Origin of the sequence: Capnocytophaga sp. oral taxon 335 str. F0486, assembly GCF_000277665.1 — a bacterium.
Taxonomy (GTDB): domain Bacteria; phylum Bacteroidota; class Bacteroidia; order Flavobacteriales; family Flavobacteriaceae; genus Capnocytophaga; species Capnocytophaga ochracea.
The window spans coordinates 128231-153679 of sequence record NZ_AKFR01000034.1 but is presented as its reverse complement, the minus strand read 5'-3'; the positions used below and the strand labels follow the sequence as shown (position 1 = coordinate 153679).

Here is a 25449-nt window from a genome sequence, read left to right as displayed (position 1 = left end):
ACTCAACTATTAAAACTTCGGTAACTCCCAATGGTATTTTACCGATAACAATCGCACAGCTATAACTACCATTATGGTAATGAATACTACTAAGTTGTGATTTACAAAGTTATCAATAAGGAAATAAACAGTACCTCCTGCTATGCAAGCTGTTGCGTAAATCTCTTTGTGGAAGACAGCAGGTAGTTTGTTGGCTAATATATCCCGAATAACTCCTCCGAAGCTACCTGTCATCGTACCTAAGATAATAGCAATAGTAGGCGACAAGCCAAAACGCAATGCTTTTTCTATCCCGATGATAGTGAACACCCCCAGCCCAATAGTATCAAACACCATCAGCGATTTGCTCCAATGCTCAGAGAATTGCTTTTTGAAAACAACGGTAATCACTACACTAATGACTATCATCAATATATACGTAAGGTTGTTCATCCAGAATACCGGTACACTGCCTATCATAATATCGCGAAGCGTCCCCCCTCCTACCCCTGTTACAAAGGCTAAAATGAGCATTCCAAATATGTCCATACGGCGTTCTAACCCCACTAACACGCCCGAAATACCAAATACAGCCGTTCCTATTAAGTCCCAGAGATAAATCTGGTCTATCTGCGATAGTACATTGATAAAATCTTCCATTCTAAGTTTTATTTTAATTTCTGTGACTTGCCACACTTCTCTTAGCATTAATGCCAAATCTCCAAAAGTCGCCAAGTATCCCCTACTGGTACAAACACAAACGCAATAGCTTTTTCCGTATTTTTACAACATACCCCATCGGGATAATAACTAAAAGTATAGGTTTGCAGAGCGTTGATATCATCGGTGAGTAACTCTTCTTCGGTAAGAAGTACACTGCCGTCTTTCTGTACCAACAAACGCATTAAAGGCTCTGCCAAATGCTGTTGCCTAAACGCCATATCAGTAGTAAATTGCTTGAAGAAAGCGGGGAACTGCTTTTGCTGGTCTACCAGCTGTTTAGTTTGCTTTTCCATTTCGGCATAAGGTAATAAGCTACCGTCCTTTTGCTGTAAGAATACCTGTTTACAATCATCTTTAGCCACACAAAAGCTGTACAAATGTATATCGGCATAAGGCAATTGGCTCATTAACTGATAGCGGTAATACGCTTTACTATCTTGTTGCAAGCTATCTTGCACCCAATAGGTGCGATTACTACCCGCAAGATTTTCTATCTGTTGTATTTTCCCTTTTACTTCTGCTAATTCAGCAACCGTTTGTTTAGCGGTCTCGGCATTACAGCTCTTTTTTAAGCTAATAACAGGGTTATCGCAAGCTAAAAACAGTAGTGAAAGGGGTATTGTTAAAAGAAATTTCATTTAAGAATGGCTTGTTTGATAAGACTCATTATATATTCTATATTTTTAGTATCTGTAACAGAAATTTGATAGTCACCATTCCCCCAGTGCCCAATAGATGATATATCTCGCATTAGCTTTTTAGGATCTTCTAATTCACCTCTTTTTACATTAATGGAAATCTTCAATTTCTTACTTTGTATCTCAATATCTGTTATATTATTCTTACCTATTTTAAAGGCAAGATAAAGTTTTTGAGGTACAATTTCTATCTCTGGTGAAAGATTAAGAATGGCTTGCTTAAAATCATTGTAAAGCTCTATCACTTCATCAGATTTTCCTTCTAAAAATTCTTCTTCACTATATGATTTTATCTGTTTGGCAATCTCAGTAAGTTCTGAATCTTCTTTTTGTGGTGTTTGCTTAATACTTGGTGAAGCTGCTGATTTCTTTACCCCATCAATAACTACAATATCATTCTCATATCGTTTTACTTCCCAAAGTTCTATATTGAGGTCTTTAAAATCAACTGCTTGTTTTTGATTTTGATTGAATGCAGGACTTACAAAAACAATCCTGCTTTGAGACCAATCCACATCATCTTTCTTCAAACTTTTACCTAAGGTTTCATTATACTCTAACACAAAATCTGCTTTATACTTCAACAATGTATTTAAATATGAAACTCCTTGGTCAAATACACTATAATTATGTCCTCGCTTATATTCTATTATCACGAACGACTTGTTTTCAGTGTCAAAAGCTAAAGTATCCAAACGTTGGCTCTGTATTGAAAACTCCGATTTCACAAACTCTAATCCTGTAATTTGTGTTAAATTTTTCTCAAATAGGTTTTGCATTTCTCGCTCTAACTTAAATGGTTTTTCTTTTAAGTCTGTGAACCCATTTCTATTTTGAAATAATTGCATAGTACTTTTATTTATTGATATTTTTTCAACTTAGCCAAAGATGCGTGCCACACAGGCAATTTGAAACTTTGGCAAACTTTACGACGTATTCTTTGCTCAGCTTGCACCTCCCTTTCGGGACGGGGAACGGGGGTTAGGATTTTACAAATTCAAATCTTACCATTCCGTCTGCATCTATCTTAGTGAGCTTTACTTTGTGCAATGTATTCACTAAGGAAGGATCCCACGGGGCTTTTACCTTTACGTAGTTCTCTGTAAATCCGTGAATGTAACCCTGTTTGTTGTCGCTCTCAAAAAGCACTGTCTTCTCTTTTCCCAGCTGACTCGTATAAAAGGCATTGCGTTTCTTTGCCGAGAGTCCACGTAACATCTTACTGCGCTTAGCGCGTACAGCATCGGGCACTACCCCGTCCATTAGCACCGCCTCAGTATTATCGCGCTCGGAATAAGTAAATACGTGCAGATACGAGATATCCAAATCATTCAGGAAGTAATACGTTTCCAAGAAGCGCTCATCGGTCTCCCCCGGAAAGCCTACAATTACATCTACCCCTATGCAAGCATCGGGCATCACTTCGCGTATTTTGGCTACTCTACTCACATAAAGCTCACGCAGGTAGCGGCGTTTCATCTTTTTGAGAATTTCATTACTTCCACTTTGTAACGGAATGTGAAAGTGAGGCACAAAGCTGTTAGATTGTGCTATAAAGTCGATAGTTTCGTCCTTAATGAGATTCGGCTCAATCGATGAGATACGCAGGCGTTCTATGCCTTCAACCTTATCAAGGGCTTGCACAAGTTCCAAAAAGGTATGCTCGTGCTTTTTGTTACCAAATTCCCCCTTGCCGTAATCACCTATGTTCACGCCCGTAAGCACAATTTCTTTGATACCTTTATCCGAGATTTTCTTAGCATTAGCAATGATATTTTCAATAGTATCACTGCGCGAAATACCACGTGCCATCGGTATGGTACAGTAAGTGCATTTGTAATCGCAACCGTCCTGCACTTTTAGGAAAGCCCTCGTACGGTCTCCAATAGAGTAGCTCCCCACATAGAAATCAGTTTCCGAAATCTCACAGGAGTGTACCACACCCTCATTATTTTTGGTAAGGTCGTCGATATATTGGGTAATGTTGAACTTTTCTTTTGCTCCCAACACCAAATCCACCCCATCTACCGAGGCGAGTTCTTCGGGTTTCAGCTGGGCATAACAACCCACTGCCGCCAAGAATGCCTTAGGGTTTGTTTTCAGTGCTTTACGTACGATTTGTTTGAATTGCTTGTCAGCATTTTCAGTTACTGAACAAGTATTGATTACATATATATCAGCGGGTTCGTCAAAATCTACGCGCTGGTAGCCTTCTTCTTCAAAGCTCCGCGCAATGGTTGAAGTCTCCGAGAAGTTGAGTTTGCAACCCAAAGTATAAAATGCTACTTTCTTCATTTAGTCATTAGTTTTTTTTACCTTTTACCTCTTACCTTTTATCTATCAAAAAATTCTCTCTCTAAAAAATACCGTACAATGGCTTTTTTCATCAGTATGGTTTGTTCACCAGGCTTTAGGTCAGGGAGGTTTTGCATCAAACGGTAATGAGGCCAGCCGTCAGGGTCTGTAAATTCGTATTGGTAATAGCCAAAGGGTTCTAAGAGCTTACAAATGCCAATGTGCATCAAGTCTACTTTCTCATCTTTGACGTAAGTGCGTCCCAATTGTCCCAATTCTTGTACCCCGATGAGGTAGATAATCCCATCTATCCCCAATGTTTCTCCTTCGGTAAAAGTATCAGAAAGGCGTTGTACCACCTCTTCCCAACGGGCTTTTAGTAGCTCGTGTTCGGTCATAATAAATTCATTTAGGGTGCAAAAGTACAAAAAAAAATCATATTGCAAATTCGTGCTACATTTGCCTTACCTCCATCTTATTCCCTCTTTAGTTCCGCCTTATCGTCGTTATTTGTTCGTTATTTGTTCGTCTTTACGTCGCTATAGTTCCCCCTTTGGAGGGGGTTAGGGGGAGGTTTTCTTCGTTCTTTCTTCGTTCTTTCTTCGTTCTTTCTTCGTTCTTTCTTCGTTCTTTCTTCGTTCTTTCTTCGTTCTTTCTTCGTCTTTTGTTCATTCTTTGTTTGTCTCACTTTTCCGTTACTACACTCCCTCTCCTTGGGAGAGGGATGGGGTGAGGATATTTTCTTCGTCTTTTCTTCGTCTTTTCTTCGTCTTTTGTTTATCTGCCCGTGCGGCTCGCACCGTCTTTTGTTCGTCTTTTGTTCGTCTTTTGTTCGTCTTTTGTTCGTCTTTTGTTCGTCTTTTGTTCGTCTTTTGTTCGTTCATTGTTTGTCTTTTGTTTGTCCTTTTTACTAATTCTCTCATTTTCTAATTAATCTGCGTACACGACTCGCACATTTGCTAATTTGCCAATTATTCCCTATCTTTGCACCCTAATAAATCATTATATCATTTTTTATGAAGAAAATCAGTCTTATACTGTTGGCTTTTTTATTGCTCATTCCCATAGCAAAAGCCGACGAAGGAATGTGGTTTTTGATGTTCATCGAACGTCTCAACCAAAGAGATATGCAGAAGTTAGGCTTACAACTCACTGCTCAAGAAATTTATAGCATCAATAATAACAGTCTCAAAGATGCTATCGTACAATTTAATGGAGGTTGTACTGCGAGTATCATCTCCAAAGATGGCTTAGTGCTCACCAACCACCATTGTGGCTATGGCAATATCGCTCAGCTCTCCACACCTGAAAATAACCATCTAAAAAATGGATTCTGGGCACGCTCTCACGCCGAAGAACTTTCACCTAAGCAATCATTCGTGCGTTTCTTTGTGCGTATGGACAATGTAACCGACCGTATGCTATCAGTGGTAAAACCTTCAATGAACGAAAAAGAACGCGAAGCTGCTCTCAACCAAGAAATGGCTAAAATACAAAAAGAGAACAGTGAAGGGGGTAAATATGTAGTTTCAGTACGTCCATTCTTCCAAGGTAATGAATATTATTACTTCGTATACCAAGATTTTAAAGATGTACGACTTGTAGGTACGCCTCCTGAAAGCATTGGAAAATTCGGTGGCGATACCGATAATTGGGAATGGCCTCGTCAAACAGGCGACTTCTCGCTTTTCCGCGTTTATACTGATAAAGACGGTAATGCCGCCGACTATTCACCTAATAACGTACCTCTTAAAGCAAAACGCTATCTTAAAGTGAGCCTTAAAGGCGTGCAAGATAAAGATTTTGCAATGATTATGGGATACCCAGGACGTACCAACCGTTGGGAAAGCTCTTATTGGGTAGACCAAAACGTAAAATATGCCTATCCTGCGTGGGTAGAAGCCTCTAAAACAGCTATGGACGCAATGAAGCGCTTTATGGATAAAGACGATGCTGTACGCTTGCAATACGCTTCACAATATTCAAGCATTGCCAATTATTGGAAAAACCGCCAAGGTATGATTGATGCACTTACGGCTCATAAAACAGCAGCTACTAAGCGCAAAACCGAAGCTATTTTCGCCAAATGGGCTAATAAAGCTGAAAATAAGGCTGAATATGGCGACGTGCTGAACACTTTATCTAATTTCTTTGAAAAAACCAATGCTAAATCAGCCGATGAGAATTATTTGGGTATGCTATGGCGTGCTTCTTTCTTTATAAAGATGCCTGTACGCTACATCAGTATTGTAGATGGAGCTAAACGCGGAGGTATGCCCGCTGAAGAATTGCAAAAAAGAGTTGATGACTTGTTAGCCGATTATGACAAAGTGAATTTAGAGGTTGAAAAGGCTATCCTTGCCGATATGTTACAGCTCTATGTTAACAAAGGTAACGAAGTTCCTTCTCAGTTGAAAGATATCAAAACAAAATATAATGGTAATTTCCATAAATATGTAGAAGAACTTTTGGCTAATAGCATTTACCGAAGCAAAGAAACAGCGAAAACAGGTACTCAACAAGATATCACACAATTAGCACAAGACCCTATTTTGCAACTCTCCGAAGTGCTTTTCAACAGTTACCGCAACCCTTCTCAAGAACTTATAAACTTAGAAGACAGCTATGCCAAAGCCTTCCGCAAGTTCGTAAAAGGTATGCGCGATTCTAAAATCAGTACTATCTTGTATCCCGATGCCAATTCTACTCTGCGTCTTACCTATGGTACGGTCATTCCATTGGCTGCCGATAAACGCAACCCCGATGTAAAAAAGAACTACTATACTACCTTCAATACCCTAATGGCAAAGTACAAAAAAGGCGATGCCGAATTTGATATGCCACAGCGTATGCTCGACCTTTATAAGAAGAAAGAGTTTGGAAGGTATATAGACAAAGACGGTTCTATGCACGTAAACTTCCTTACTAATAACGATATCACAGGTGGTAACTCAGGTTCGCCTGTAATGAATGGTAAAGGAGAACTCATAGGGCTTGCTTTCGACGGCAATATCGAAGCAATGGCAGGCGATGTAATCTTCGACAAACAACTACAACGCACTATCAACGTAGATATTCGCTACGTCCTCTGGGTAATCGATATTTATGCCGGAGCCAAGAATATTATAAATGAAATAGAAACAGTACAGTAGAAAAAAGAGTTAGGAGTTAGCATATAAGCTAATTCCTAACTCCTAAAATAGAATGAGCCTATCAAGTTATACAAAAGAATTCAAATACAACTTTAAAATTGCTTACCCCATCATATTAGGAATGCTTGGGCACACCCTTGTTGGGTTCGTAGATAATGTAATGGTAGGTAAAGTAGGTATTACCGAACTCGGAGCAGCTGCTCTGGGTAATACCGCTATATTCATTGCAATGTCGTTTGCCATTGGTTTTTCTGTTGCTAGTACTTCCTTAGTAGCAATGGCTGATGAAGCAGGTGATAAACCAACTGCTCAGTCTATTCTCAATCACGGAATGGTACTCAATGTAATATTAGGAGTAGTACTCTTCCTTTTATTGTTTTTTGTAGAACCTGTGATGCGCTATACAGGACAAAGCGAGAAAGTAATAGAGTTGGCTGTACCCTACACCCATTTGGTAGCTTTCTCGCTTATTCCGTTGGGTGTTTTCACTACCTTCAAACAGTTTGCCGATGGCTTATCAATGACCAAATATGCTATGTATGTTACTATCTTAGCAAACTTGCTAAACGTCTTTCTAAACTATCTTTTTATTTATGGTAATTGGGGTTGCCCGAAATTAGGAGTGTTAGGTGCTGGTATTGGCACCTTAGTATCACGAATTGTAATGCCTATAATGCTTTTCTTTATGCTGAAAAACTTAGAGAAGTCGCGTGAATATGTTATGAGTATCAGTTTTAAGAATATGCAACAAGCAATGTACAAAAAGATAACTGCTCTCGGACTCCCTACCGCTATGCAAATGATTTTTGAAACAGGTATATTTACCGCAGCTATTTGGATAAGTGGTATGCTGGGCGAAAATCATTTATCAGCAAACCAAATTGCGCTCAACTTATCGAGTATGACTTTTATGGTTGCTAATGGCTTAGGAATTACCGCTATGATACGTGTAGGGAATCAATTAGGAGCGAGAAACTATGCCAATTTACGCAGAGTAGCTATTTCGGTATTTCTGTTAGTACTCTGCACACAAGTATTTTTTGCCCTTCTTTTAGCGGTATTTCGCACTTGGTTACCGTCATTGTACTTAGAGATGGATAACATAGAAAAATTAGCTAATAATACTCTAGTAATAGGCGAAGCTGCCAATCTCTTACTCATTGCAGCTATTTTTCAAATATCCGATGGAATGCAAGTAACAGCTCTTGGTGCTTTACGTGGAGTACAAGATGCTAAAGTGCCTATGTACATCACCTTTGTTGCTTATTGGCTGATTGCCTTCCCTATTCTTTATGTGTTAGGCGTTTATACCAATTTAGGTACTATGGGCATCTGGATTGGCTTGCTTACCGGTCTCACCGTCGCTGCTGTCTGCCTCTTGTATAGGTTCAACCGTATCAGCTTACAGCTGATAGCCAACAGACACCAATATACTTTTTAAAGCTCTTTTGTAATTCATAAACAACAAAGGGCTGTTCAATGTACATTGAACAGCCCTCATATTTTTATTATAATAATTTATAAACCAATTTTAATCTTCCTCTTCTCCATCCCAGTATTCCAGAAACTCTTTTATGAGCTTGGCGGGGTTGGCTTTCTTTGTCCAAGAAATAGGCGTATCTTCAAAATCCCGCTGGTGAATAATGATAGGAATATTACGCCCAAATACCTTTTCTACCTCTCCGTCGTCCAACAATCGTTTGGCGAGAACTATCACCTCTTTGATAAAGTCTTTACCAAACTTATCACCTTTTTTGAGGAGTTTGTCGTAAAGTTCTTCATCTTCTTCTATAGCGCGGTCGTTTTCCTCATCAGAATAGAAATAAGGAGTTTTAGCAAACCACTGTTTCAGCAATTTGTCTTTTTTACCTCCTACGGTTTCCACTTCTGTTTGTAACCAATAATCAAAATTCCACTTGGCATCTTCTTTTGAAGTGGCGTTGTAACTTTCTTCTTTTACATTTGAAAGGGTATTATAGCCCAGTGTAATTTTAGGAAATCGCAAGTCATCATCGTCACACGTATAACAAAAAGACAGTGCATAGACTTCTTTTTTATCCTCTTCATTTGCAATTTCTTGAATTGCATTTTTCAACTTCTCGTAACTCTTCTCCGTAAAGTTTTTTAGTTCCTTTTCCACTATAAAATATTGATATTTTAATTCTATTTGCTTTTAATGATTTTTTCAAAATGTCTGCAAAAGTAACTATTTTATTTTACATAGCGTAATTTTTGAGCTATTTTTTTTCATTTCAGATAATGAATAAAGAAACGAGCTTTTTAAGATACTATTTTATACAAATTCGTAAGTTTTAGTGCTACCGTTTCATCAAAGGAAGCCGTATTCTTCACTTGTATGTCGGCGTCTTTATGCTGAATGGTGAGTGTGAGTTGCAAAATAGGGTGAGTAATGGGGTTGATAAGCGCCATAAACTTCACATTGGTAGTTTTGGCTAAAAAGAGTTTATGCCCTGTAATTTCCTCAGTAAGGTTCTTGATTATTTGCATCATACACACTCCTGGTGTAATAGGATTACCAGGAAAGTGCCCTTTGAAGATAGCGTGTTGAGGGTTGAGGGTAAGGGTGCAGAGATAGTTTTCTGCGTCTTGCTTTTCTAAGCTATTGAGGGTATAAAATTCTTTTAACATTTTTGAGAATAAGCAATTAATGATTTATAATTAAGGGTTCTAAAACTATTTTAATAGTAAAGGTGTGATGTTCTATGGTTATGTTGTTGCTATTATAGGTAAAAGTAGTGTATAGTTTCTTACCTTGCATATTGAGCTGTTTGGAGAGGTTGGTTCCTGAGGTAAACAAATAAACGGCATCATTCCCATCTTTGCTTTGTTGTACTTCGATAGTACCATTGGTGTATTTTTGAGTAACCTGCCAATGGGTTTTAAGAAGGTGCTTAAAGTCAGTGGTGAGGGTACGAATGATGATTTTCCTATTGAGGTCGGGGGTTATATAGTTGGTTTTTATCTTTCCGCTTTGGTTTTCAAAATCGAAAAGCGTATTACCAAAGTCGGTAGTAAGGGCTACTCGCCACGTATTATCCGCGGTAATTTTAGCTACTAAGAGTCCGCTAAAAGTATGACCATAAGCGGTAATGGTAGCACGATAGAGGTACTCCTCCCCTACCATTATGTGGGGATTGGCTATCGTTGTTGGCGTTGTAGCCATTGATTGGTATTCAGCAGGGAGGTTATAAGAAGGTGAACAGCTGCCGAGCCATATAACAAACAGACTACATTTTAAAATTTGCTTCATCAATTTTTGTATTTAGTTTTTTATTGCTGAATAAGATTTCAGTGTAGTCTTTAGAAGGTTCAATGAGTTTTACACGTTCCACGACACTATCAACATCAAAATACAGATGAATTTCACTCACATATTTTAAGAGAGTCTTATCCTTAGGCAATAGTTTTACCAATGTACTTTTGCCCGATTTAGCAAAGGTCATAGCAAATTCTTTCTCGTTGAACATATCACCACTGATAGAACTCACTATCAAGTTGTTTATTTTTTTGAAGACCTTATTATCGGCTTTCATCTGTGAGACATTACCTGCATCGTTCACCGTGATTTTATCTTTCTGAAAAATAATGCGATACTGGTAAGGTTTAGTGTATTGCCAATTCAGTTTATCGGGTTTAGCGAATGCCATTTTTCCAAAAGTCTCAATGTCCTTACTCATAAAATCCAAGTGTTTTTTCTGAGTAAAATCGGCTTGCATTGTTTGGATTGACTTGTTTTTAGCAATGGTTTGAGTTTTGAAGTCGCGTATTTGGACTTCGGTAAGAGCTTGAGCACTGATTGTTAAAGGTGCAACACAAATAAGGAATATTAAGAGTTTTTTCATTCTAAATTATTTATAATTGTATAGTTATTTTCTTTGAGATACTGCAATAAGCGTTCCAAAACGGTGAGGGTATGAGGCAGACGGTCGTGCATCAGGATAATATTGCCGTTGGTAAGTTTGCGCACGATGCGATGAAAAAGCTTGTCTTCATCGTGTATTACGGTGTCTAATGAGCGTACATCCCAGCCTATAGCTTTTTTAGCTGTTGCCCGAATTGCTCTAGCAACGGGTGGTGAGGTGATTCCGTATGGAGGTCGGAAATATGGGGTAACGATATCCAAGTGCGCCAATGCTTCATCGGTATGGCGAATTTCGTTGGCAAGGGCTTTTGCGTGTAGAATATTTTTAGGTTGATGGGTGAAGGTATGGTTTGCCACTAAATGACCTTCAGCTTGCATACGTTTGACGACCTCTGGATACTTTTGTATTTGTTCACCTACACAAAAAAAGACTGCTTTGGCATTGTATTGCTGCAAAAGGTCTAAGAATTGTGGTGTGAGTTCTGAGGGACCATCATCAAAAGTTAGTGCTATTGTTTTTGCTGGACGCCCCTTTAAGAAGTATTGTGTTTTAACAAAATAAGAGAGGCGGATATCGAATACGCCCCAAGAGATAATGCCTAAAAACAACACTATTAATAATACATATACCCACCAAGGAGCATTTTGTATAAATGCTGTTACAAGAGCACTGATAAATATTGCGATTGTAAAAAGATATTTGTTCAATGTTTAAATGATATAGAGTTGATATTTTATTAAGCAAAACCTCGTACGGATTTCACGGATTTACACTAATTTGATTTGGCTTAAAATACTTTACAATGTATTTACTTACGAATGTCTTAAGTGAATTAAATATTTTGTATTAGTTTTTTTATACAATGAAAGTATATTTATATTAAGCACGGCAAAAATAACATACATTTTACTTCCTTACAAATATTTTAATTACTTTTTCTCTAAACGTAGAAATTCAGTTTTTACTAAGGAAATTTTATTTTTATTTTTTTGATGTAAAATTTTCTTCGTTTGAAAATAAGTTGTACATTTGTCGCGAATTTAAAAATTGTTTAAACACTTTTTAAAAGAAACCAGAAAAAACAATTACATAAAAACATAAATTAGCGTTTCGCTTTACAATTTTCCTTTCATAGAAAACGACCAATTTTTAACAGCAAGGAAAGTGAAGTGGAAATGCCTGCGTTATAGCGTGGGCATTCCTTTTTACTTTTGCTGTATGCCTTTGGTCGGGCTTCTATGAGAAAGTAATAGGGAATGTGCCCGCGTTTTTTTTATGTGCTTATGTGAACGGTAAAGGCGGAAACCGAAAAGCCTGTAAGAGAGTAGGAATGACAAACTTTTTTTTTTACTAACAAATGAGAAAAGTAATTTTAATGACAGTAGTAGTGCTGATAGCACTAACTGTAAGTAATTGTAGAAAGGAAACAGAAAAAATTATTGAAAGAGTTGAGGTGCAAAAAGGCAATCAAATTCTTTCAGGGAATGATGTACCAACGACTTCATTAGGAAGTGTAGGAGACTATTATCTAAACAAAACTACAATGGAACTCTACGGACCTAAAACAACTGAAGGATGGGGGAATGCTATAGGTCTAAAAGGAGCTCAAGGGGAAAAGGGAAAAGTTGGAGCAACTATTCTATCTGGAATTACAGCTCCTACTACTTCACAAGGAAAAGTAGGAGATTGGTACATTGACACTCAAAACAAACATCTTTACGGACCTAAAACAGAAAGTGGTTGGGGCACAGGAATTAGCTTAATAAGTAATAGCAGTAGCACTACCCAAAAAACAGATTTTTTAGTAAGTGACGATGGTACTACACTATTGCAATGGAGGAATAAAAACTCTGTAAATATTGATATGACAACTATCCCAGAATTAGCCAATGTTACTAAAATAGGAAATGGTGCTTTCACATATTGTTCAGATCTTACATCCATAAAACTATCTGAAAAAATTACTCTTATAGGACATTATGCTTTCTCAAGTTGTGATGGCCTTACAGAATTACATATTCCTAAAAATATAACAAAACTTGGGAGTCGTTTGCTTGATGGTTCTCCTAACATAAAAGATATTTATGTAGAAGCTATAACTCCTCCTACCATTAGTACTTCTTGGGGATATGGTACTTATGTTAAAAACATTTATGTTCCTGCAAGTAGTTTAAACGCTTATAAGAATAATGCTCAATGGAAAAAACTTACTGATATAATAGAGTATGACCCTAATACCCATCAACAAGTGGTAACAGGAAGTAAACTAAAAGCTATGCCTTAATTTTCATCAATAATAGAAACAAAAACTGCAACACCTACTTATTGTAAGTGTTGCTTTTTTATTTCTTCAACAGTACAAAACTAAAATCTTTGCCTCTATATGAATTTACTAATAAAATATATTGTATAGGGGTGGAGAGAGTAAGCTCGCAAATGGCAGGAAGGGTTTGCTTTTGTAGTACTTGACAAGCAAGCCAAAGTCCGAAAGCTGAAGCTGTGTAATACTCGCTACTCAGGTTTTTGTAGTGCAAGGTAGGGCGTTGCCAAGAACGGTTTTCTGCTTCACCAGTAAGTATCAAATCTATATTAGAGAGGGTAAGATGGTGGCGAGAAAGAAAGTCGTTTAGGGCTGTTTGTTGTTGCTCGGGGGTGAGTTCATTGTACAAAGCCACATCCACAAGTTCTCCATAGGTATTGGGAGTAGCCTCTACTGATAAAGCAAAGAAACTTGCGCCTTCTCCCTTTTGGTCAAGCCCTACTAAATCATATAAATACAAAGTGTGCGGACTGTGTTCATCTACACCTCCTACCAAAGCCGTATTGATAGTATCTTGCTCCATTTGCATTTTAGCATCTAACAAAGCCGATTCAAATGATACAGCCCCATTTACATAGGTAAAGTTTTCTCCTTTGCACTGCAACAAAAGGGCTATCTGCCCCGCAACAGTATTATGAGTAGATTGTATAAAAGCCGTGGGAGTGAGGTGCTCCTCGTTGTCGTTAATAAGCGCTGTAAGGAATTTTTCAGAATCTTGTAGGCACCCCATACCGGTACCCACCAAAATAGCGTCAGGGGTAGTGATATGCGCTTCTTTAAGGGCTTCAGTAGCTGTGGCTATACCCATTTTTACGCCTTTAGCCATACGACGACTGGCATTAGGGGCAATATATTCTTTATAAGAAGGTTCTTGAGCGTAACACACTTCCTCTGGAGTAACCTTTAGGGCTTCATCAAGGAAATGAGGTGTTAAGAAAGTAGGTTGAGCCGATATGCAGGCTATTCCATTGATATAAGACTTCATTCAATTAACAATTTACAATTAATAATTAACAATTTAGGAGTTAGAAATTAGAGATTAGGAATTAGTATTAGAGTTCGGCAAAACTTGTGATGCTTTTTTCACTCTCAAATACGATACCAGTCCTAACAACAGCACTATCCCCACAGCATAATACACAAAAGCAGGGGTGATAATTTTATCGCCTGTAGCATAGCTGTGCATCCCTGTAAGGTAGAAATTAACACCAAAATAAGTCATCAAGATACTGTCAAAGGCAACAATACTCATAAAGTTGAACGCCCATCGTCCGCGCCAATGGGGTATCAAGCGCAAGTGTATCACCAACGCGTAAACCATAATACTAATCAATGCCCAAGTTTCTTTGGGATCCCATCCCCAATAACGTCCCCAGCTTTCGTTTGCCCACATACCACCCAAAAAGTTGCCTATGGTGAGCATTACGAGCCCCACTGTAAGAGCTAATTCGTTTACGATAGTGAGTTCCTGTTGTATGAGGTTGATTTTATGAGCATTCTTGCGGGTGGTAACTATCATCAATAGGAGGTTGATTACACCTAAGAGCATTCCTAAGGCAAAAGGTCCATAACTACCTACAATCACGGCAACGTGTAGCATCAGCCAATAGCTATTGAGTACGGGTTGGAGGGTACCAATAGCAGGATCCATCCAATTCCAGTGGGCAATCATCAGTATCATAGCGGTTACAAAAGCGGTAGCAGCAACCGTAAGAGGGGAACGTCGCGAAAAGAAAAGTCCTACCCCAATAGCCGACCATCCTACATATATCATACTCTCATAAGCATCGCTAAAAGGTGCGTGACCTGAAAGATACCAACGTACAGCAAGTCCCACAGTATGCAGGATAAAACAAATCCACAACAAGGCTATCCCTATTTGAGTAAATCTTCTAAAAATTTGTTTTGGCATAAAAATATGCCATAATAGTACTATAAATAACACTGTACCAAGATACAAATACGCTTGAAAGAGTTGTTCAAAAATATTGATGCGATTGTACCATAATTCAGTTTGTACTTTGGCTGGAGAGGGCAATACCTCAGCCGAGTAAAACTCTTGTTGTAATTTGATATTGTTGAGCACCTTGTCGGCTTTGCTATAATCTCCTGTTTCAGTGGCTTGTTGTAGCAAAATAAGGTAAGCAGGCAGTGCATTTTTTACAAATTGCTTGTACAGTGGGTCGGTGATTTGGAGGGTGTCGTTTAGGTAATCTAAGTGCGAAATCCACTTATGATTAGGGTCATTAGGTACAGGGAAGACCTTAAAAATATCACCTTGTAGTGCTCTGTTAAGCAAGCCAATACGTTGGTCTACTTCCTTAAAATCTTTTTGAAATTGGTTAGGAGTATTTGTGTTGTAAATATCTTTCAATAAAGGGGCGAGTTTGTACTGACCTTTTGCATCAAAAAAATCTTTAGGTTTCACCCATTTGGTTCCTTCGGGGACTCCCAAAAAGTGATGTAAACTGTCATTAGCTCTCTTCACATAGATAATGTCCGACTCATACCACGCTTGCGGACTGAGGAGCATAGAAAGCAAAACTTGATCGGAAGTGAGCCCTTTATAAGTATCGTGTTTACTAAGTTTGCGTAAGAGTTCTGAAGAGAAGGTATTCACGGGCTTAAAACGCCCATCATCTTGAATGAGCATTGCACCAAACTTTTCAGCGTGCGCTTTGTTGGGTACTACCATAGGAGTTTGGGCAGTAGCCAAAGAGCCAAAACATAATGCTAAAACTATTGCAACCCTTTTGGCTTGTAGGTCTTTAAGTTGCTGATTGAGTTTCCTAAATCGGGATTTGCCTACAAACATAAACGCCAACATACTACCGAAGAGCAGTATATAACCTATGTAAGTGATGAGGGTACCCCAAAAGTCGTGGTTTACCGATAGTATAGTACCTTGTTCATCGGGGTGAAAAGAAGATTGGAATAAACGATAACCTTGATAATTGAGAATATGGTTCATCTCAATATCATAAGGAAAAGTCTTCCCTCCCCCACTCACGGTTACTTTGCTTTTAAAGGAAGCGTAACTATTCTCTGTGCCAGGGTATTTTTCGGCTATAAAATCGTTGAGGGTAAGACTGAAAGGCAACTTCTCTTCACGTGCTCCATAGCTTAGATGAAACTGCAAGCCGTTCAAAGTGATAGTAGTAGGAGGGTGCTGTACGCCACGTTTGCCCTTTACTGTTACTTCTTTGCGCTGATTACCTGAAACAACTTCCAATACTAAGACATTCATCTCCTTGCCTATGCGTTTAAACGATTTATAGGTAATGCTAAAAGGTTTGCCTTTAAAGTCAGACGACCACTGATAATGATTAGAGGTATATGAAGAAAAAAGCACCTCTTTTTGTTTCTTTTTGCGCAAGGGAGCTCCTTGATAAGTGCCATCTACCATTACAGTGATATAAGTGCGATCGGAGAGGTAAGTATTTGTAGTTTCTCCTTCGCGTAGAGAAATCATACCTTCATTGCCAAAGTAGCGCGTAACCCCAGCCCCTACGATGATAAACACCCACGAGAGGTGCAATACCAGCACTGCCCAATTCTCTTTTTTGAGCAATCGATAGCGGGAGATATTCCCTATAAAATTTACCACAAAAAGCCCCATTATCGCCTCAAACCACCAAGTGTTATACACCCAAATACGGGCGGTATCGGTATCATAGTCGTTTTCTACGAAAGTACCCACTGCCATAGCTATGGCAAAAGCAATGAAGAGAATTGCCATCAGCTTGGTGGAATAGAGGAAAAAGATGAATCTGCGTACTATCATAATTGGGGGCAAAGGTAGTGAGTAATTAACAAATTAGCAAATTCTTCAATTAACTAACGAAGAGAGCTGAGAATCCGGAAGAAAACAAAAAGGTTCGGAAGATGTTTTTTAGTGAAAAATTAAAAAATAGCTTCTGGAGGAATATAGTTAGCTTATACAAAGCTTATAGGAAGCTTGAACGAATCTTGGACGATTGGTATACAATAGCTATATAAAAAGTTGAGAATTAGTAGTTAAGAATTAAGATAAAGAAGAGTTTTGAGCGAAGGTAAAGTGATGAAAAACGAAAGGAACTACCTAAAAAGGCAGTTCCTTAATTGTATAACTATAAAATTACTTATTTACAATTGATAAGCTGTTTGAGTGCACTCATTTCTTTATATTTCTCACGGGCTTCCCCAGCAGGATAACCAAAGTAAGTTTGTCCACCCTCCAACGATTTAGAAATACCGCTTTGAGCTAAAATCACCGCTTTTTCACCTATGGTGATACCGCTGGTTATTCCTACTTGTCCCCAAATAGTTACTTCGTTTTCTATCACTACACAACCAGCAATCCCTGTTTGTGAAGCAATGAGACACTTCTCTCCTACTACCGTATCGTGACCTATATGCACTTGATTATCTATCTTTGTTCCTTTTTTGATAGTGGTATCACCTGTTACTCCTCTATCAATGGTACAAAGAGCACCTAAATCCACATTGTCCTCAATTACTACACGTCCACCTGACTTGAGTTTATCAAAACCTTCGGGGCGTTTTTTGTAATAAAAAGCATCTGCTCCGAGCACTGTGCCGGCGTGAATAGTTACGTTATCACCTATCACACAATCGTCGTAGATACTCACATTAGAATGAATACGGCAGTTGTTTCCTATTACTACATTGTTACCCAAAAAAGTACCTGGTTGCACTACTGTATTTTCACCTATACGAGCTGAAGGGGCTATAAGTGCAGTTGCTTTTTGAAAAGGTTTAAAAAAGTCGGTGAGTTTATTAAAATCGCGAAAAGGGTCATCGGATATTAAAAGGGCTTTCCCTTCAGGGCATTCTACTTCTTTGTTGATAAGTACAATAGTAGCCTTAGAATGCAAAGCCTTCTCGTAATACTTAGGATGGTCTACAAAGACTATATCACCTGCTTGTACTACGTGAATTTCGTTCATTCCAAGTACGGGAAAATCTTCTGCACCTACGTATTTCGCATTGATGATAGTAGCTATTTGCTTAAGGGTATAAGGCTGTGAGAAACGCATAATTAGTCTTTCATTCTTTCGACGTAAGTACCCTTTTCAGTTTCTACCTTAATACGGTCACCTTCGTTAATGAAAAGAGGTACATTCACGATAGCTCCTGTTTCGACAGTAGCAGGTTTGGTAGCATTAGTAGCTGTATTACCTTTTACTCCTGGTTCTACGTGTGTAACAGTAAGGATAACGTTAGCAGGCATTTCAACTGAAAGCGGTGTTTCGTCTTCGGCATTGAAGATTACCATCACGGTTTCACCTTCTTTAAGTAAATCGGGATAATCAAGCATATCTTTGCGAATATGCACTTGGTTAAAGTCGTCGTTGTTCATAAATACGAACTCATCGCCTTCGGCATACAAATATTGGAAAGAACGAGTTTCGACACGTACATCTTCAATCTTGTGACCAGCAGAGAAAGTGTTGTCAAGAATTTTACCTGTGGTAACACTTTTGAGTTTAGTACGTACAAAAGCAGGCCCTTTCCCCGGTTTTACGTGTAGAAATTCAATAATTTTGTAGATATCGTGATTGAAGCGAATGCACAATCCTTTTTTAATGTCTGCGGTTGTTGCCATTTATTTTATTTTAAGTTATTTGTTTTTAGTTTTAAGTTCTTACTCTTTTATTAATTCACCGTGATAGCCTTTCATAATACCGTGCTGTGAGCGACGCACGAATTGCAATATCTCATCGCGTTCTACAGTGGCTTCCATTTCAGCTTCTATATAGTCCAAAGCGTGAGAAGTACTAAGCTTCTTTTGGAAAAGTACACGATAAATATCTTGTATCTCACGTATTTTCTCAGTAGTAAATCCACGACGATGTAACCCTATAGAATTCACTCCTACATAAGAAAGTGGATTGCGTGCGGCCTTTACATAAGGAGGAACATCTTTACCTACGAGCGAACCTCCTGTTACAAAAGCATAACTCCCTATAGAACAAAACTGATAAACAGCAGTCATTCCTGCCATTACAGCACAATCACCTACAGTTACGTGTCCTGCAAGAGTAGTACCATTAGAGAAAATACAGTTGTCCCCCACAATACAATCGTGAGCGATATGAGAGTAAGCCATTATCAAGCAATTGTTGCCTACTACAGTTCTCATACGGTCGACAGTACCTTTATTGATGGTTACACACTCTCTGATAGTAGTATTATTGCCTATGTGAGTAGTGGTTTCTTCACCTTTATACTTGAGATCTTGTGGAATAGCTGAAATTACAGCTCCAGGAAAAATTTTGCAGTTCTTCCCTATACGCGCTCCCTCCATAATGGTTACGTTAGGTCCTATCCAAGTGCCCTCACCTATTTCTACATTTTTACTGATAGTAGTAAAAGGCTCTATCACTACATTTTTAGCGATTTTGGCATCGGGGTGGACATAAGCCAAAGGTTGAATCATATACTTTTATTTTACTTTAACAATTTGAGCCATTAGCTCAGCTTCGGTAGCTAACTTACCATTCACATAAGCGTAAGCTTGCATATGGCAAATACCACGGCGAATAGGTGTTAGCAATTCTAATTTGAATATAAGGGTATCTCCTGGCACTACTTGCACCTTAAACTTCACATTATCTATTTTCATAAAGTAAGTAAGGTAATTTTCGGGGTCGGGGACGGTACTGAGTATCAATACGCCTCCCGTTTGTGCCATTGCTTCTATTTGGAGCACTCCAGGCATCACAGGAGCTCCTGGGAAGTGCCCTACGAAGAAAGGTTCATCCATTGTTACATTCTTTAAACCTACGACGTGTTTGTCAGAAAGTTCAAAGATTTTATCTACCAACAAGAATGGCGGACGGTGAGGTAACAACTTCATTATATCAACAGTATTGAGTAACGGCGGTTGATTGATATCTATAGAAGGAACGTTGTTACGACGTTCATTTTTTATAATCTTAGAAAGTTTTTTAGCAAATTGAGTATTGGTGAAATGCCCAGGTTTGGTAGCAATTACTTTACCACGAATGCGTGTACCTACCAATGCCAAATCACCTATTACATCCAATAGTTTATGGCGAGCAGCTTCGTTGGGGTAATGCAAAGTAAGATTATCGAGCACTCCGTTAGGTTTCACTGAAATATCTTCTTTGTTGAAAATCTTTTTGAGTTTCTGCATCGTACTATCAGAAATTTCTTTATCTACATATACGATAGCATTATTTAAATCTCCTCCCTTGATAAGACCGTGGTCAAGCAAGGCTTCAAGCTCGTGCAAGAAGCTAAAAGTACGAGCATCGGCTATTTCGGTTTTAAATTCGGAAATCTTATTGAGGTAAGCGTTTTGAGTACCTAATATCTTAGTACCAAAATCTACCATTGTAGTCACTTGGTATTCTTCGGCAGGGATAAGGGTAATCTCACTACCTGTTTCTTCATTTACGTAAGTAATTACTTGTTTCACTATATACTCATCGCGATCTGCATCTTGAGCAGTGATACCAACTTTTTCTATAGCTTCTACAAAGTATTTAGAAGAACCATCCATAATAGGAGGTTCTGACGAGTTGAGCTCAATAATCACATTATCCAAATCCATTCCCACGAGAGCTGCTAAAATATGCTCACAGGTTTGGATTTTCACCCCTTTTTTCTCTAAAACAGTGCCACGTTCTGTACTTGACACATAGGTAGCATCTGCTTCTACTACGGGGCTACCTTCTAAATCGGTACGTACAAAAGTAAAACCATTACCCACAGGTGCAGGCTTGAGTACCATTTTTACTTGTTTACCTGTATGTAACCCAATACCTTCTAAGGTAATTTCTTTGGATAAAGTATTTTGCTTTACCATAGTGTATTTATTTTAATTTTTTCTCTAATTCTTCTAAGCGTTTTAGCAAGTTTGGTAACTTTCTAAAAATCACATAAGCTTTATTGTATTCAGCGTGACCTAAAGCAGGTGAACCTTGAATAGCCTCATCATCTTTGAGATTGCGTCCTACTCCTGTTTGGGCTTGTATTTTTACGCGGTTGCCTATGACCAAGTGTCCTACAATTCCCACTTGTCCTCCTATCATACAATTTTCGCCTACTTTAGTTGAGCCAGCGATACCTGTTTGGGCAGCAATCACTGTATTTTTACCTATTTCTACATTGTGGGCAATATGTATTTGATTGTCTAACTTTACTCCCTTACGAATGATAGTAGAACCTAAAGTTGCACGATCTATAGCTGTTTCTGCACCTATATCTACAGAATCTTCAATAACGACATTACCTATCTGTGGCACTCTGCTGAACTCTCCTTTTTCATTGGGCTGGAAGCCAAATCCGTCAGCACCTAATACTACTCCACTGTGGAGCATACAATCTTTGCCTATGACAGTTTCGGAATATATTTTACAGCCTGCAAAAATAGTAGTCCCCTCACCTACTGATGAGTTATCACCTATGTAAGTGTTAGGATAGATTTTCACATTATCGCTTATCACTACATTTTCGCCAATATACACAAAAGCTCCTATATATACATTTTGTCCTATTTTAGCAGACGAAGCGACAAACGAAGGTTGTTCTATGCCTACTTTATTCATCTTCACTTGATTGTAGAACTCTAAGAGTTTAGTAAAAGCTGCATAAGCATCGTCTACTCTCACTAAAGTTGCTGATATTTTATCTTCAGCCTCAAAGTCCTTATTTACAATCACTATAGATGCTTGAGTAGTATAGATAAAATGTTTGTATTTAGGGTTTGCCAAAAAAGATATACTCCCTTCACTTCCCTCTTCAATTTTTGAAAGTTTATAGACTTCAATTTGGGGATTTCCTTCTACTTCACCGCCGAGTACATTGGCTATTTGTAATGCTGTAAATTTCATTTAATTAGTTTATAATCAAAACGATATAAAGCAATATTTATATGTTTTTGTCTTAAAAAAAGGTTGTTTTTCGCAACAAAAATATAAAAATTATTTCATATAGCACTCTTTTTACTATTTTTTTTCTCTATCGGGTAATTTTACTCCCTCCTTTTCTACCTTACTTTGGATAGCAAATATAGTATCGTTCGGTTACTTGTGAAAGAGGTTCTAAATTGATGGCTTCAGAGGTTTTAGTAAGATCTACTACTCTTCCATTTTTGGTAAGAATCTTAATTATTTCCTTTCCTGGATTATACGCTCTGTTAGTCATCACTCCTGTAAAGACAAAGTACTTCATATCTTTTTCGCCTACTCCTTTGGCAATTGATAGTTTCTGCAGTCTCTTTATCTTCTGTTCTTCAAAATCGTTCAATCTGACTTTTATTTTTAGCAAATCGCGGTTGAGCAACATTTTGCTGAGTTTAGAAAGGACTACATCGGGGTGGAACTGCCATTCTTTCATTGCTGAAATAATATCTGTATCGTCTAAACGAGCAAACATCTCAAGCACTTCTTGTGAGAAATTATCTTTGGATATCTTGTTTTTTACAAAAAAAGCTAAGGCGGTGGACATAGTCAGTTCTTGTCCTTGTTTTACCAACTCTTTGGCGCGATTGAGCAACCTGATGAGTATCTGCTCGGCTACTACGCTAGTTTTGTGCAGATACACTTGCCAATACATTAAGCGGCGGGCTATTAGGAATTTTTCTACCGAGTACAAGCCTTTTTCTTCGACTACTAATTCGTCGTTGCGTACGTTAAGCATTGAAATAAGGCGTTCAGAATTTATATTCCCCTCGGCGACTCCTGTGTAAAAACTATCGCGTTTGAGGTAATCGGCTCTATCCATATCCAACTGACCAGAGATGAGTTGATGCATAAACTTACGAGGGTAAGTACCTTGAAATATTGCTATAGCGGTATCTAATTTGCCATTGAATACCTTGTTAAGCTCTTGCATAAAGAGAAGAGAGATTTCCTCGTGAGAAATACCTTCGACAATGCTGTGTTCCATTGCGTGAGAAAAAGGTCCGTGCCCTATGTCGTGCAACAATATGGCAATATAGAGTCCTTCAGCCTCTTTTTCAGAGATTTGTATTCCCTTGAAACGGAGCATCTCTACTGTTTTCTGCATCAAGAACACACACCCCAATACGTGCTCAAAACGAGTGTGTTTAGCCCCAGGGAACACCAAATACGAAAGTCCCATTTGGTTAATGCGTCTGAGTCGCTGGAAATAAGGGTGCTCAATAATGTCGAACACCAAAGTGCTGGGGATATGGATAAACCCATAAATAGGGTCGTTGATAATTTTTAGCTTATTTCTTGACCGCATTGAACTTTTTGTTTTTTAACCACTCGGCAGTAGCTTGATATGCCCCTATACAAGCATTTGCTTGCTCTTTGTTCACATTGTTTTCTTTTATTTGCTCATAAAACAACGGATACTCTTGTGAGGGTTGTTCGGTTTCTTTGCGCAAACTGTATTGAGTGGTTTTTCTCAAAGGTGATATAATAGTGAGTTTATCAGGGGTTAAATAACCTAAATCCTGATAAGTAGCAATATAAGCACGCGGTTGATAGCCTTCTTTTAGCACATCTTGTCCTATGAACTTAGAGGTATAATTGAAATTTAGCAAACCAAAAACGGTAGGCATCACATCTATTTGTGATATCATTGTATCTACTTTTTTAGGAGTGATAAAATCGGCAACAATAAAACAAGGAATGCGATAACCATCTAAAGGCAATTCGGTACTACCTGCACTCGATGCACAGTGATCGGCCACAATCACAAAAAGAGTATTTTTATACCACTCTTGTTGTTTTGCCATCTCAAAGAATCGCTTGAGCGCATAATCGGTATATTTTACTCCACCTGCACGTCGTTTTTCGGTAGGAGAAATATCAATTTTACCTTCAGGATAAGTAAACGGACGGTGATTGCTCACGGTCATCCAGTGATTGAAGAACGGTTTGCCAGCTTTAGCTTGTTCGTTCATCACTTTTATAGCTTTGTTTGCCATATCTTCATCGCAAACACCCCATATATTGGAAAAAGTTACTTCTTCTGGAGTAAAGCTCTTGCTATCTACAATATCGTAGCCATTACCCACAAAGAAGTCTTTCATATTATCAAAATAACTATCACCTCCATAGAGATATTTCACATCATACCCTTTGCTTTTGAACACACTACCTGTGGTAAACTTATTTTTATTGTCTTTGCGCTTCACCACGCTTTCCCCTGGAGTAGGTGGTATGCAAAGGGTTAGGGCTTCCAATCCTCTCACAGTACGGTTACCTGTAGCATACAAATTAGTAAAAAACAAGCTGTTATTAGCTAAGCTATCTAAGAAAGGTGTACGGTTATCGGCATTGCCATACATTGTGAGGTATTCTGCCGAAAGACTCTCTACTGAAATGAGGAGCACATTGCGGTGTACTTCGGTAGTATCGCCTACAATTTTTCGTTCGAGGGCAGGCGCATTGAGTTGTTTGAGCACAATGCTTTCAGCTTCTTTTTCTGGCAAGGTAGGATAAAACTGAAAAAAGTCTAACTCACTATGGGTAAAAGCATAATAAAACTTGTAAACACCATTACTTTGTATTTCTTGAGCAAAAGTATTTTCGGCAGTCATAGCATCAAGCTGGGGTAATCTCCACATTCCTATAAGTACTAACAGTAAATAGGGCACTACTATAATCGTTTTTTCAAAGAGGGTGGGTATTGTTTTTAGCACACTCTTAGTCTTGTGAAATAAATATATCGTAATTGCCAATACTACTACAAACACTCCTGAAAACAAAGGTACAACGGGGTAACTCTCCATTATATTGCCTATTACCTCATTGGTATAGATAAGGTAATCTACCGCAATAAAGTTATAACGAATCCCGAACTCATTCCAAAAGAAATATTCGCTTACTGCATTCATCACTATGGCAAATACATAGATAGCCAACGTAATAAAATACAATGCATTGCGCAGTTGGCCTCTGTACTTAGGTAAAAAGAGCAAAAGAGCAAAACACAACGTTTTAAAACCGAAGAAAGCTAATGCGATTTCGGGAATCACGCCCCCATATTGTGCAAATATATTGTTAGGATAAAACTGTATGTAGAGTAGTATGAGGATAAATGCTCCTAAAATAATGCCACCATAAGGTTTTTTGTACTTTACATTGGCAATAAATAGGAAATAAAGCATTAAAATACTACTTGCCAATACTATCACAAAAGCGTCGGATAGTAAGCCTATGAAAAGCATCTTAAACACACTCCACACCGAAAATGTGGTAGCAGTAATAGGGTGCACCATAAAAACGATGCGCATCACAAACGATACGATTAGGTATAAGGCAGCTATATAAGTAAAAGGCTTTATTCTTTCTAAAATGGACTTCATAGATAGTTATTTTTGAATGATAAACATTGTGATTTCTCTCTTAAAAAAAGAAACGCCTTAAAAAGACTCATAAGGCGTTTCA

The 25449-nt window shown here is 38.3% G+C and carries 23 protein-coding genes; 3 read left to right on the top strand and 20 right to left on the bottom strand.

Annotated features, from left to right (window positions below; translation table 11 throughout):
* Positions 1-9: 9 nt before the first annotated feature.
* The 6 genes from HMPREF1320_RS08940 to HMPREF1320_RS11495 form a co-directional block, all read right to left on the bottom strand.
* Entirely contained in the window at positions 10-639 is a 630-nt protein-coding gene (locus tag HMPREF1320_RS08940; RefSeq protein WP_002675733.1) for a trimeric intracellular cation channel family protein, read from the bottom strand.
* 47 nt (positions 640-686) lie between these two features.
* Entirely contained in the window at positions 687-1340 is a 654-nt protein-coding gene (locus tag HMPREF1320_RS08935) for a hypothetical protein (RefSeq protein ID WP_009418355.1), read from the bottom strand.
* Entirely contained in the window at positions 1337-2248 is a 912-nt protein-coding gene (locus tag HMPREF1320_RS08930; protein ID WP_002671599.1) for a DUF5655 domain-containing protein, read from the bottom strand. The genes HMPREF1320_RS08935 and HMPREF1320_RS08930 overlap by 4 nt, the downstream gene beginning before the upstream one ends.
* Positions 2249-2381: 133 nt before the next feature.
* A complete protein-coding gene (gene mtaB, locus HMPREF1320_RS08925) occupies positions 2382-3695 on the bottom strand; it encodes a tRNA (N(6)-L-threonylcarbamoyladenosine(37)-C(2))-methylthiotransferase MtaB (RefSeq protein WP_009418425.1) in 1314 nt (437 codons plus the stop codon).
* Positions 3696-3733: 38 nt separating this feature from the next.
* Positions 3734-4093, bottom strand: coding sequence for a hypothetical protein (locus HMPREF1320_RS08920; protein ID WP_009418329.1), 360 nt, complete (start codon positions 4091-4093; stop codon positions 3734-3736).
* Between the two features lie 300 nt (positions 4094-4393).
* The gene (locus tag HMPREF1320_RS11495) at positions 4394-4579 is read right to left on the bottom strand and encodes a hypothetical protein (protein WP_157446764.1); all 186 of its coding nucleotides are present in this window, start codon (positions 4577-4579) and stop codon (positions 4394-4396) included.
* A 132-nt stretch (positions 4580-4711) separates the two neighbouring features.
* Between HMPREF1320_RS11495 and HMPREF1320_RS08910 the strand changes: the two genes are divergently transcribed.
* Both HMPREF1320_RS08910 and HMPREF1320_RS08905 read left to right on the top strand, forming a co-directional pair.
* On the top strand, positions 4712-6847 hold the full coding sequence (locus HMPREF1320_RS08910; protein ID WP_034554450.1) for a S46 family peptidase: 2136 nt from the start codon (positions 4712-4714) through the stop codon (positions 6845-6847).
* Positions 6848-6899: 52 nt separating this feature from the next.
* A complete protein-coding gene (locus HMPREF1320_RS08905; protein WP_009418279.1) occupies positions 6900-8288 on the top strand; it encodes an MATE family efflux transporter in 1389 nt (462 codons plus the stop codon).
* Between the two features lie 90 nt (positions 8289-8378).
* Here the strand turns inward: HMPREF1320_RS08905 and HMPREF1320_RS08900 are convergent, their stop codons facing one another.
* The 5 genes from HMPREF1320_RS08900 to HMPREF1320_RS08880 all read right to left on the bottom strand — a co-directional run bounded on the left by HMPREF1320_RS08900 (position 8379) and on the right by HMPREF1320_RS08880 (position 11438).
* Positions 8379-8987 carry a hypothetical protein gene (locus tag HMPREF1320_RS08900; RefSeq protein ID WP_009418358.1) on the bottom strand — a complete coding sequence of 203 codons (609 nt, stop codon included), beginning with the start codon at positions 8985-8987 and terminating at the stop codon, positions 8379-8381.
* A gap of 140 nt (positions 8988-9127) precedes the next feature.
* Positions 9128-9496 carry a 3-hydroxyacyl-ACP dehydratase gene (locus HMPREF1320_RS08895; protein ID WP_009418442.1) on the bottom strand — a complete coding sequence of 123 codons (369 nt, stop codon included), beginning with the start codon at positions 9494-9496 and terminating at the stop codon, positions 9128-9130.
* Between the two features lie 16 nt (positions 9497-9512).
* Positions 9513-10118 carry a DUF3261 domain-containing protein gene (locus HMPREF1320_RS08890; RefSeq protein WP_009418366.1) on the bottom strand — a complete coding sequence of 202 codons (606 nt, stop codon included), beginning with the start codon at positions 10116-10118 and terminating at the stop codon, positions 9513-9515.
* The gene (locus tag HMPREF1320_RS08885) at positions 10096-10710 is read right to left on the bottom strand and encodes a LolA family protein (protein WP_009418292.1); all 615 of its coding nucleotides are present in this window, start codon (positions 10708-10710) and stop codon (positions 10096-10098) included. Before HMPREF1320_RS08885 ends, HMPREF1320_RS08890 begins: the two co-directional genes overlap by 23 nt.
* Positions 10707-11438: a polysaccharide deacetylase family protein gene (locus HMPREF1320_RS08880; RefSeq protein ID WP_009418336.1), complete on the bottom strand. Its 732-nt coding sequence runs from the start codon at positions 11436-11438 to the stop codon at positions 10707-10709. The genes HMPREF1320_RS08885 and HMPREF1320_RS08880 overlap by 4 nt, the downstream gene beginning before the upstream one ends.
* Before the next feature lie 650 nt (positions 11439-12088).
* On the opposite strand from HMPREF1320_RS08880, the gene HMPREF1320_RS08875 reads away from it, so the two are divergent.
* Complete coding sequence (locus HMPREF1320_RS08875) at positions 12089-13015, top strand: leucine-rich repeat domain-containing protein (protein WP_034554448.1); 927 nt, start codon at positions 12089-12091, stop codon at positions 13013-13015.
* A gap of 58 nt (positions 13016-13073) precedes the next feature.
* Here the strand turns inward: HMPREF1320_RS08875 and HMPREF1320_RS08870 are convergent, their stop codons facing one another.
* The 9 genes from HMPREF1320_RS08870 to HMPREF1320_RS08830 all read right to left on the bottom strand — a co-directional run bounded on the left by HMPREF1320_RS08870 (position 13074) and on the right by HMPREF1320_RS08830 (position 25367).
* Positions 13074-14036 carry a beta-ketoacyl synthase chain length factor gene (locus HMPREF1320_RS08870; RefSeq protein WP_009418352.1) on the bottom strand — a complete coding sequence of 321 codons (963 nt, stop codon included), beginning with the start codon at positions 14034-14036 and terminating at the stop codon, positions 13074-13076.
* Between the two features lie 54 nt (positions 14037-14090).
* A complete protein-coding gene (ccsA, locus tag HMPREF1320_RS08865) occupies positions 14091-16835 on the bottom strand; it encodes a cytochrome c biogenesis protein CcsA (protein ID WP_009418311.1) in 2745 nt (914 codons plus the stop codon).
* 337 nt (positions 16836-17172) lie between these two features.
* On the bottom strand, positions 17173-18090 hold the full coding sequence (locus tag HMPREF1320_RS08860) for a UDP-3-O-(3-hydroxymyristoyl)glucosamine N-acyltransferase (protein ID WP_009418324.1): 918 nt from the start codon (positions 18088-18090) through the stop codon (positions 17173-17175).
* 2 nt (positions 18091-18092) lie between these two features.
* On the bottom strand, positions 18093-18659 hold the full coding sequence (gene efp, locus HMPREF1320_RS08855; protein WP_002671577.1) for an elongation factor P: 567 nt from the start codon (positions 18657-18659) through the stop codon (positions 18093-18095).
* A gap of 39 nt (positions 18660-18698) precedes the next feature.
* On the bottom strand, positions 18699-19493 hold the full coding sequence (gene lpxA, locus HMPREF1320_RS08850; RefSeq protein ID WP_002671575.1) for an acyl-ACP--UDP-N-acetylglucosamine O-acyltransferase: 795 nt from the start codon (positions 19491-19493) through the stop codon (positions 18699-18701).
* 6 nt (positions 19494-19499) lie between these two features.
* Positions 19500-20888: a bifunctional UDP-3-O-[3-hydroxymyristoyl] N-acetylglucosamine deacetylase/3-hydroxyacyl-ACP dehydratase gene (locus HMPREF1320_RS08845; RefSeq protein ID WP_009418308.1), complete on the bottom strand. Its 1389-nt coding sequence runs from the start codon at positions 20886-20888 to the stop codon at positions 19500-19502.
* 7 nt (positions 20889-20895) lie between these two features.
* Positions 20896-21915, bottom strand: a complete 1020-nt coding sequence (lpxD, locus tag HMPREF1320_RS08840; RefSeq protein WP_009418353.1) for a UDP-3-O-(3-hydroxymyristoyl)glucosamine N-acyltransferase — start codon at positions 21913-21915, stop codon at positions 20896-20898.
* Between the two features lie 160 nt (positions 21916-22075).
* Positions 22076-23293 carry an HD domain-containing protein gene (locus tag HMPREF1320_RS08835; protein ID WP_009418299.1) on the bottom strand — a complete coding sequence of 406 codons (1218 nt, stop codon included), beginning with the start codon at positions 23291-23293 and terminating at the stop codon, positions 22076-22078.
* Positions 23277-25367 carry an LTA synthase family protein gene (locus tag HMPREF1320_RS08830; protein ID WP_009418437.1) on the bottom strand — a complete coding sequence of 697 codons (2091 nt, stop codon included), beginning with the start codon at positions 25365-25367 and terminating at the stop codon, positions 23277-23279. Before HMPREF1320_RS08830 ends, HMPREF1320_RS08835 begins: the two co-directional genes overlap by 17 nt.
* Positions 25368-25449 lie beyond the last annotated feature (82 nt).

What these genes read in the sequence shown, in the direction of transcription:
- HMPREF1320_RS08830 (WP_009418437.1), bottom strand. Translation starts at nt 25,367, where the DNA reads ATGAAGTCCATTTTAGAAAGAATAAAGCCTTTTACTTATATAGCTGCC.
- HMPREF1320_RS08905 (WP_009418279.1), top strand. Translation starts at nt 6,900, where the DNA reads ATGAGCCTATCAAGTTATACAAAAGAATTCAAATACAACTTTAAAATT.
- lpxD (WP_009418353.1), bottom strand. Translation starts at nt 21,915, where the DNA reads ATGAAATTTACAGCATTACAAATAGCCAATGTACTCGGCGGTGAAGTA.
- HMPREF1320_RS08875 (WP_034554448.1), top strand. Translation starts at nt 12,089, where the DNA reads ATGAGAAAAGTAATTTTAATGACAGTAGTAGTGCTGATAGCACTAACT.
- HMPREF1320_RS08885 (WP_009418292.1), bottom strand. Translation starts at nt 10,710, where the DNA reads ATGAAAAAACTCTTAATATTCCTTATTTGTGTTGCACCTTTAACAATC.
- HMPREF1320_RS08835 (WP_009418299.1), bottom strand. Translation starts at nt 23,293, where the DNA reads ATGCGGTCAAGAAATAAGCTAAAAATTATCAACGACCCTATTTATGGG.
- HMPREF1320_RS08870 (WP_009418352.1), bottom strand. Translation starts at nt 14,036, where the DNA reads ATGAAGTCTTATATCAATGGAATAGCCTGCATATCGGCTCAACCTACT.
- HMPREF1320_RS08930 (WP_002671599.1), bottom strand. Translation starts at nt 2,248, where the DNA reads ATGCAATTATTTCAAAATAGAAATGGGTTCACAGACTTAAAAGAAAAA.
- HMPREF1320_RS08860 (WP_009418324.1), bottom strand. Translation starts at nt 18,090, where the DNA reads ATGCGTTTCTCACAGCCTTATACCCTTAAGCAAATAGCTACTATCATC.
- HMPREF1320_RS08920 (WP_009418329.1), bottom strand. Translation starts at nt 4,093, where the DNA reads ATGACCGAACACGAGCTACTAAAAGCCCGTTGGGAAGAGGTGGTACAA.
- efp (WP_002671577.1), bottom strand. Translation starts at nt 18,659, where the DNA reads ATGGCAACAACCGCAGACATTAAAAAAGGATTGTGCATTCGCTTCAAT.
- mtaB (WP_009418425.1), bottom strand. Translation starts at nt 3,695, where the DNA reads ATGAAGAAAGTAGCATTTTATACTTTGGGTTGCAAACTCAACTTCTCG.
- HMPREF1320_RS08895 (WP_009418442.1), bottom strand. Translation starts at nt 9,496, where the DNA reads ATGTTAAAAGAATTTTATACCCTCAATAGCTTAGAAAAGCAAGACGCA.
- HMPREF1320_RS08940 (WP_002675733.1), bottom strand. Translation starts at nt 639, where the DNA reads ATGGAAGATTTTATCAATGTACTATCGCAGATAGACCAGATTTATCTC.
- ccsA (WP_009418311.1), bottom strand. Translation starts at nt 16,835, where the DNA reads ATGATAGTACGCAGATTCATCTTTTTCCTCTATTCCACCAAGCTGATG.
- HMPREF1320_RS11495 (WP_157446764.1), bottom strand. Translation starts at nt 4,579, where the DNA reads ATGAACGAACAAAAGACGAACAAAAGACGAACAAAAGACGAACAAAAG.
- HMPREF1320_RS08910 (WP_034554450.1), top strand. Translation starts at nt 4,712, where the DNA reads ATGAAGAAAATCAGTCTTATACTGTTGGCTTTTTTATTGCTCATTCCC.
- HMPREF1320_RS08845 (WP_009418308.1), bottom strand. Translation starts at nt 20,888, where the DNA reads ATGGTAAAGCAAAATACTTTATCCAAAGAAATTACCTTAGAAGGTATT.
- lpxA (WP_002671575.1), bottom strand. Translation starts at nt 19,493, where the DNA reads ATGATTCAACCTTTGGCTTATGTCCACCCCGATGCCAAAATCGCTAAA.
- HMPREF1320_RS08890 (WP_009418366.1), bottom strand. Translation starts at nt 10,118, where the DNA reads ATGAAGCAAATTTTAAAATGTAGTCTGTTTGTTATATGGCTCGGCAGC.
- HMPREF1320_RS08935 (WP_009418355.1), bottom strand. Translation starts at nt 1,340, where the DNA reads ATGAAATTTCTTTTAACAATACCCCTTTCACTACTGTTTTTAGCTTGC.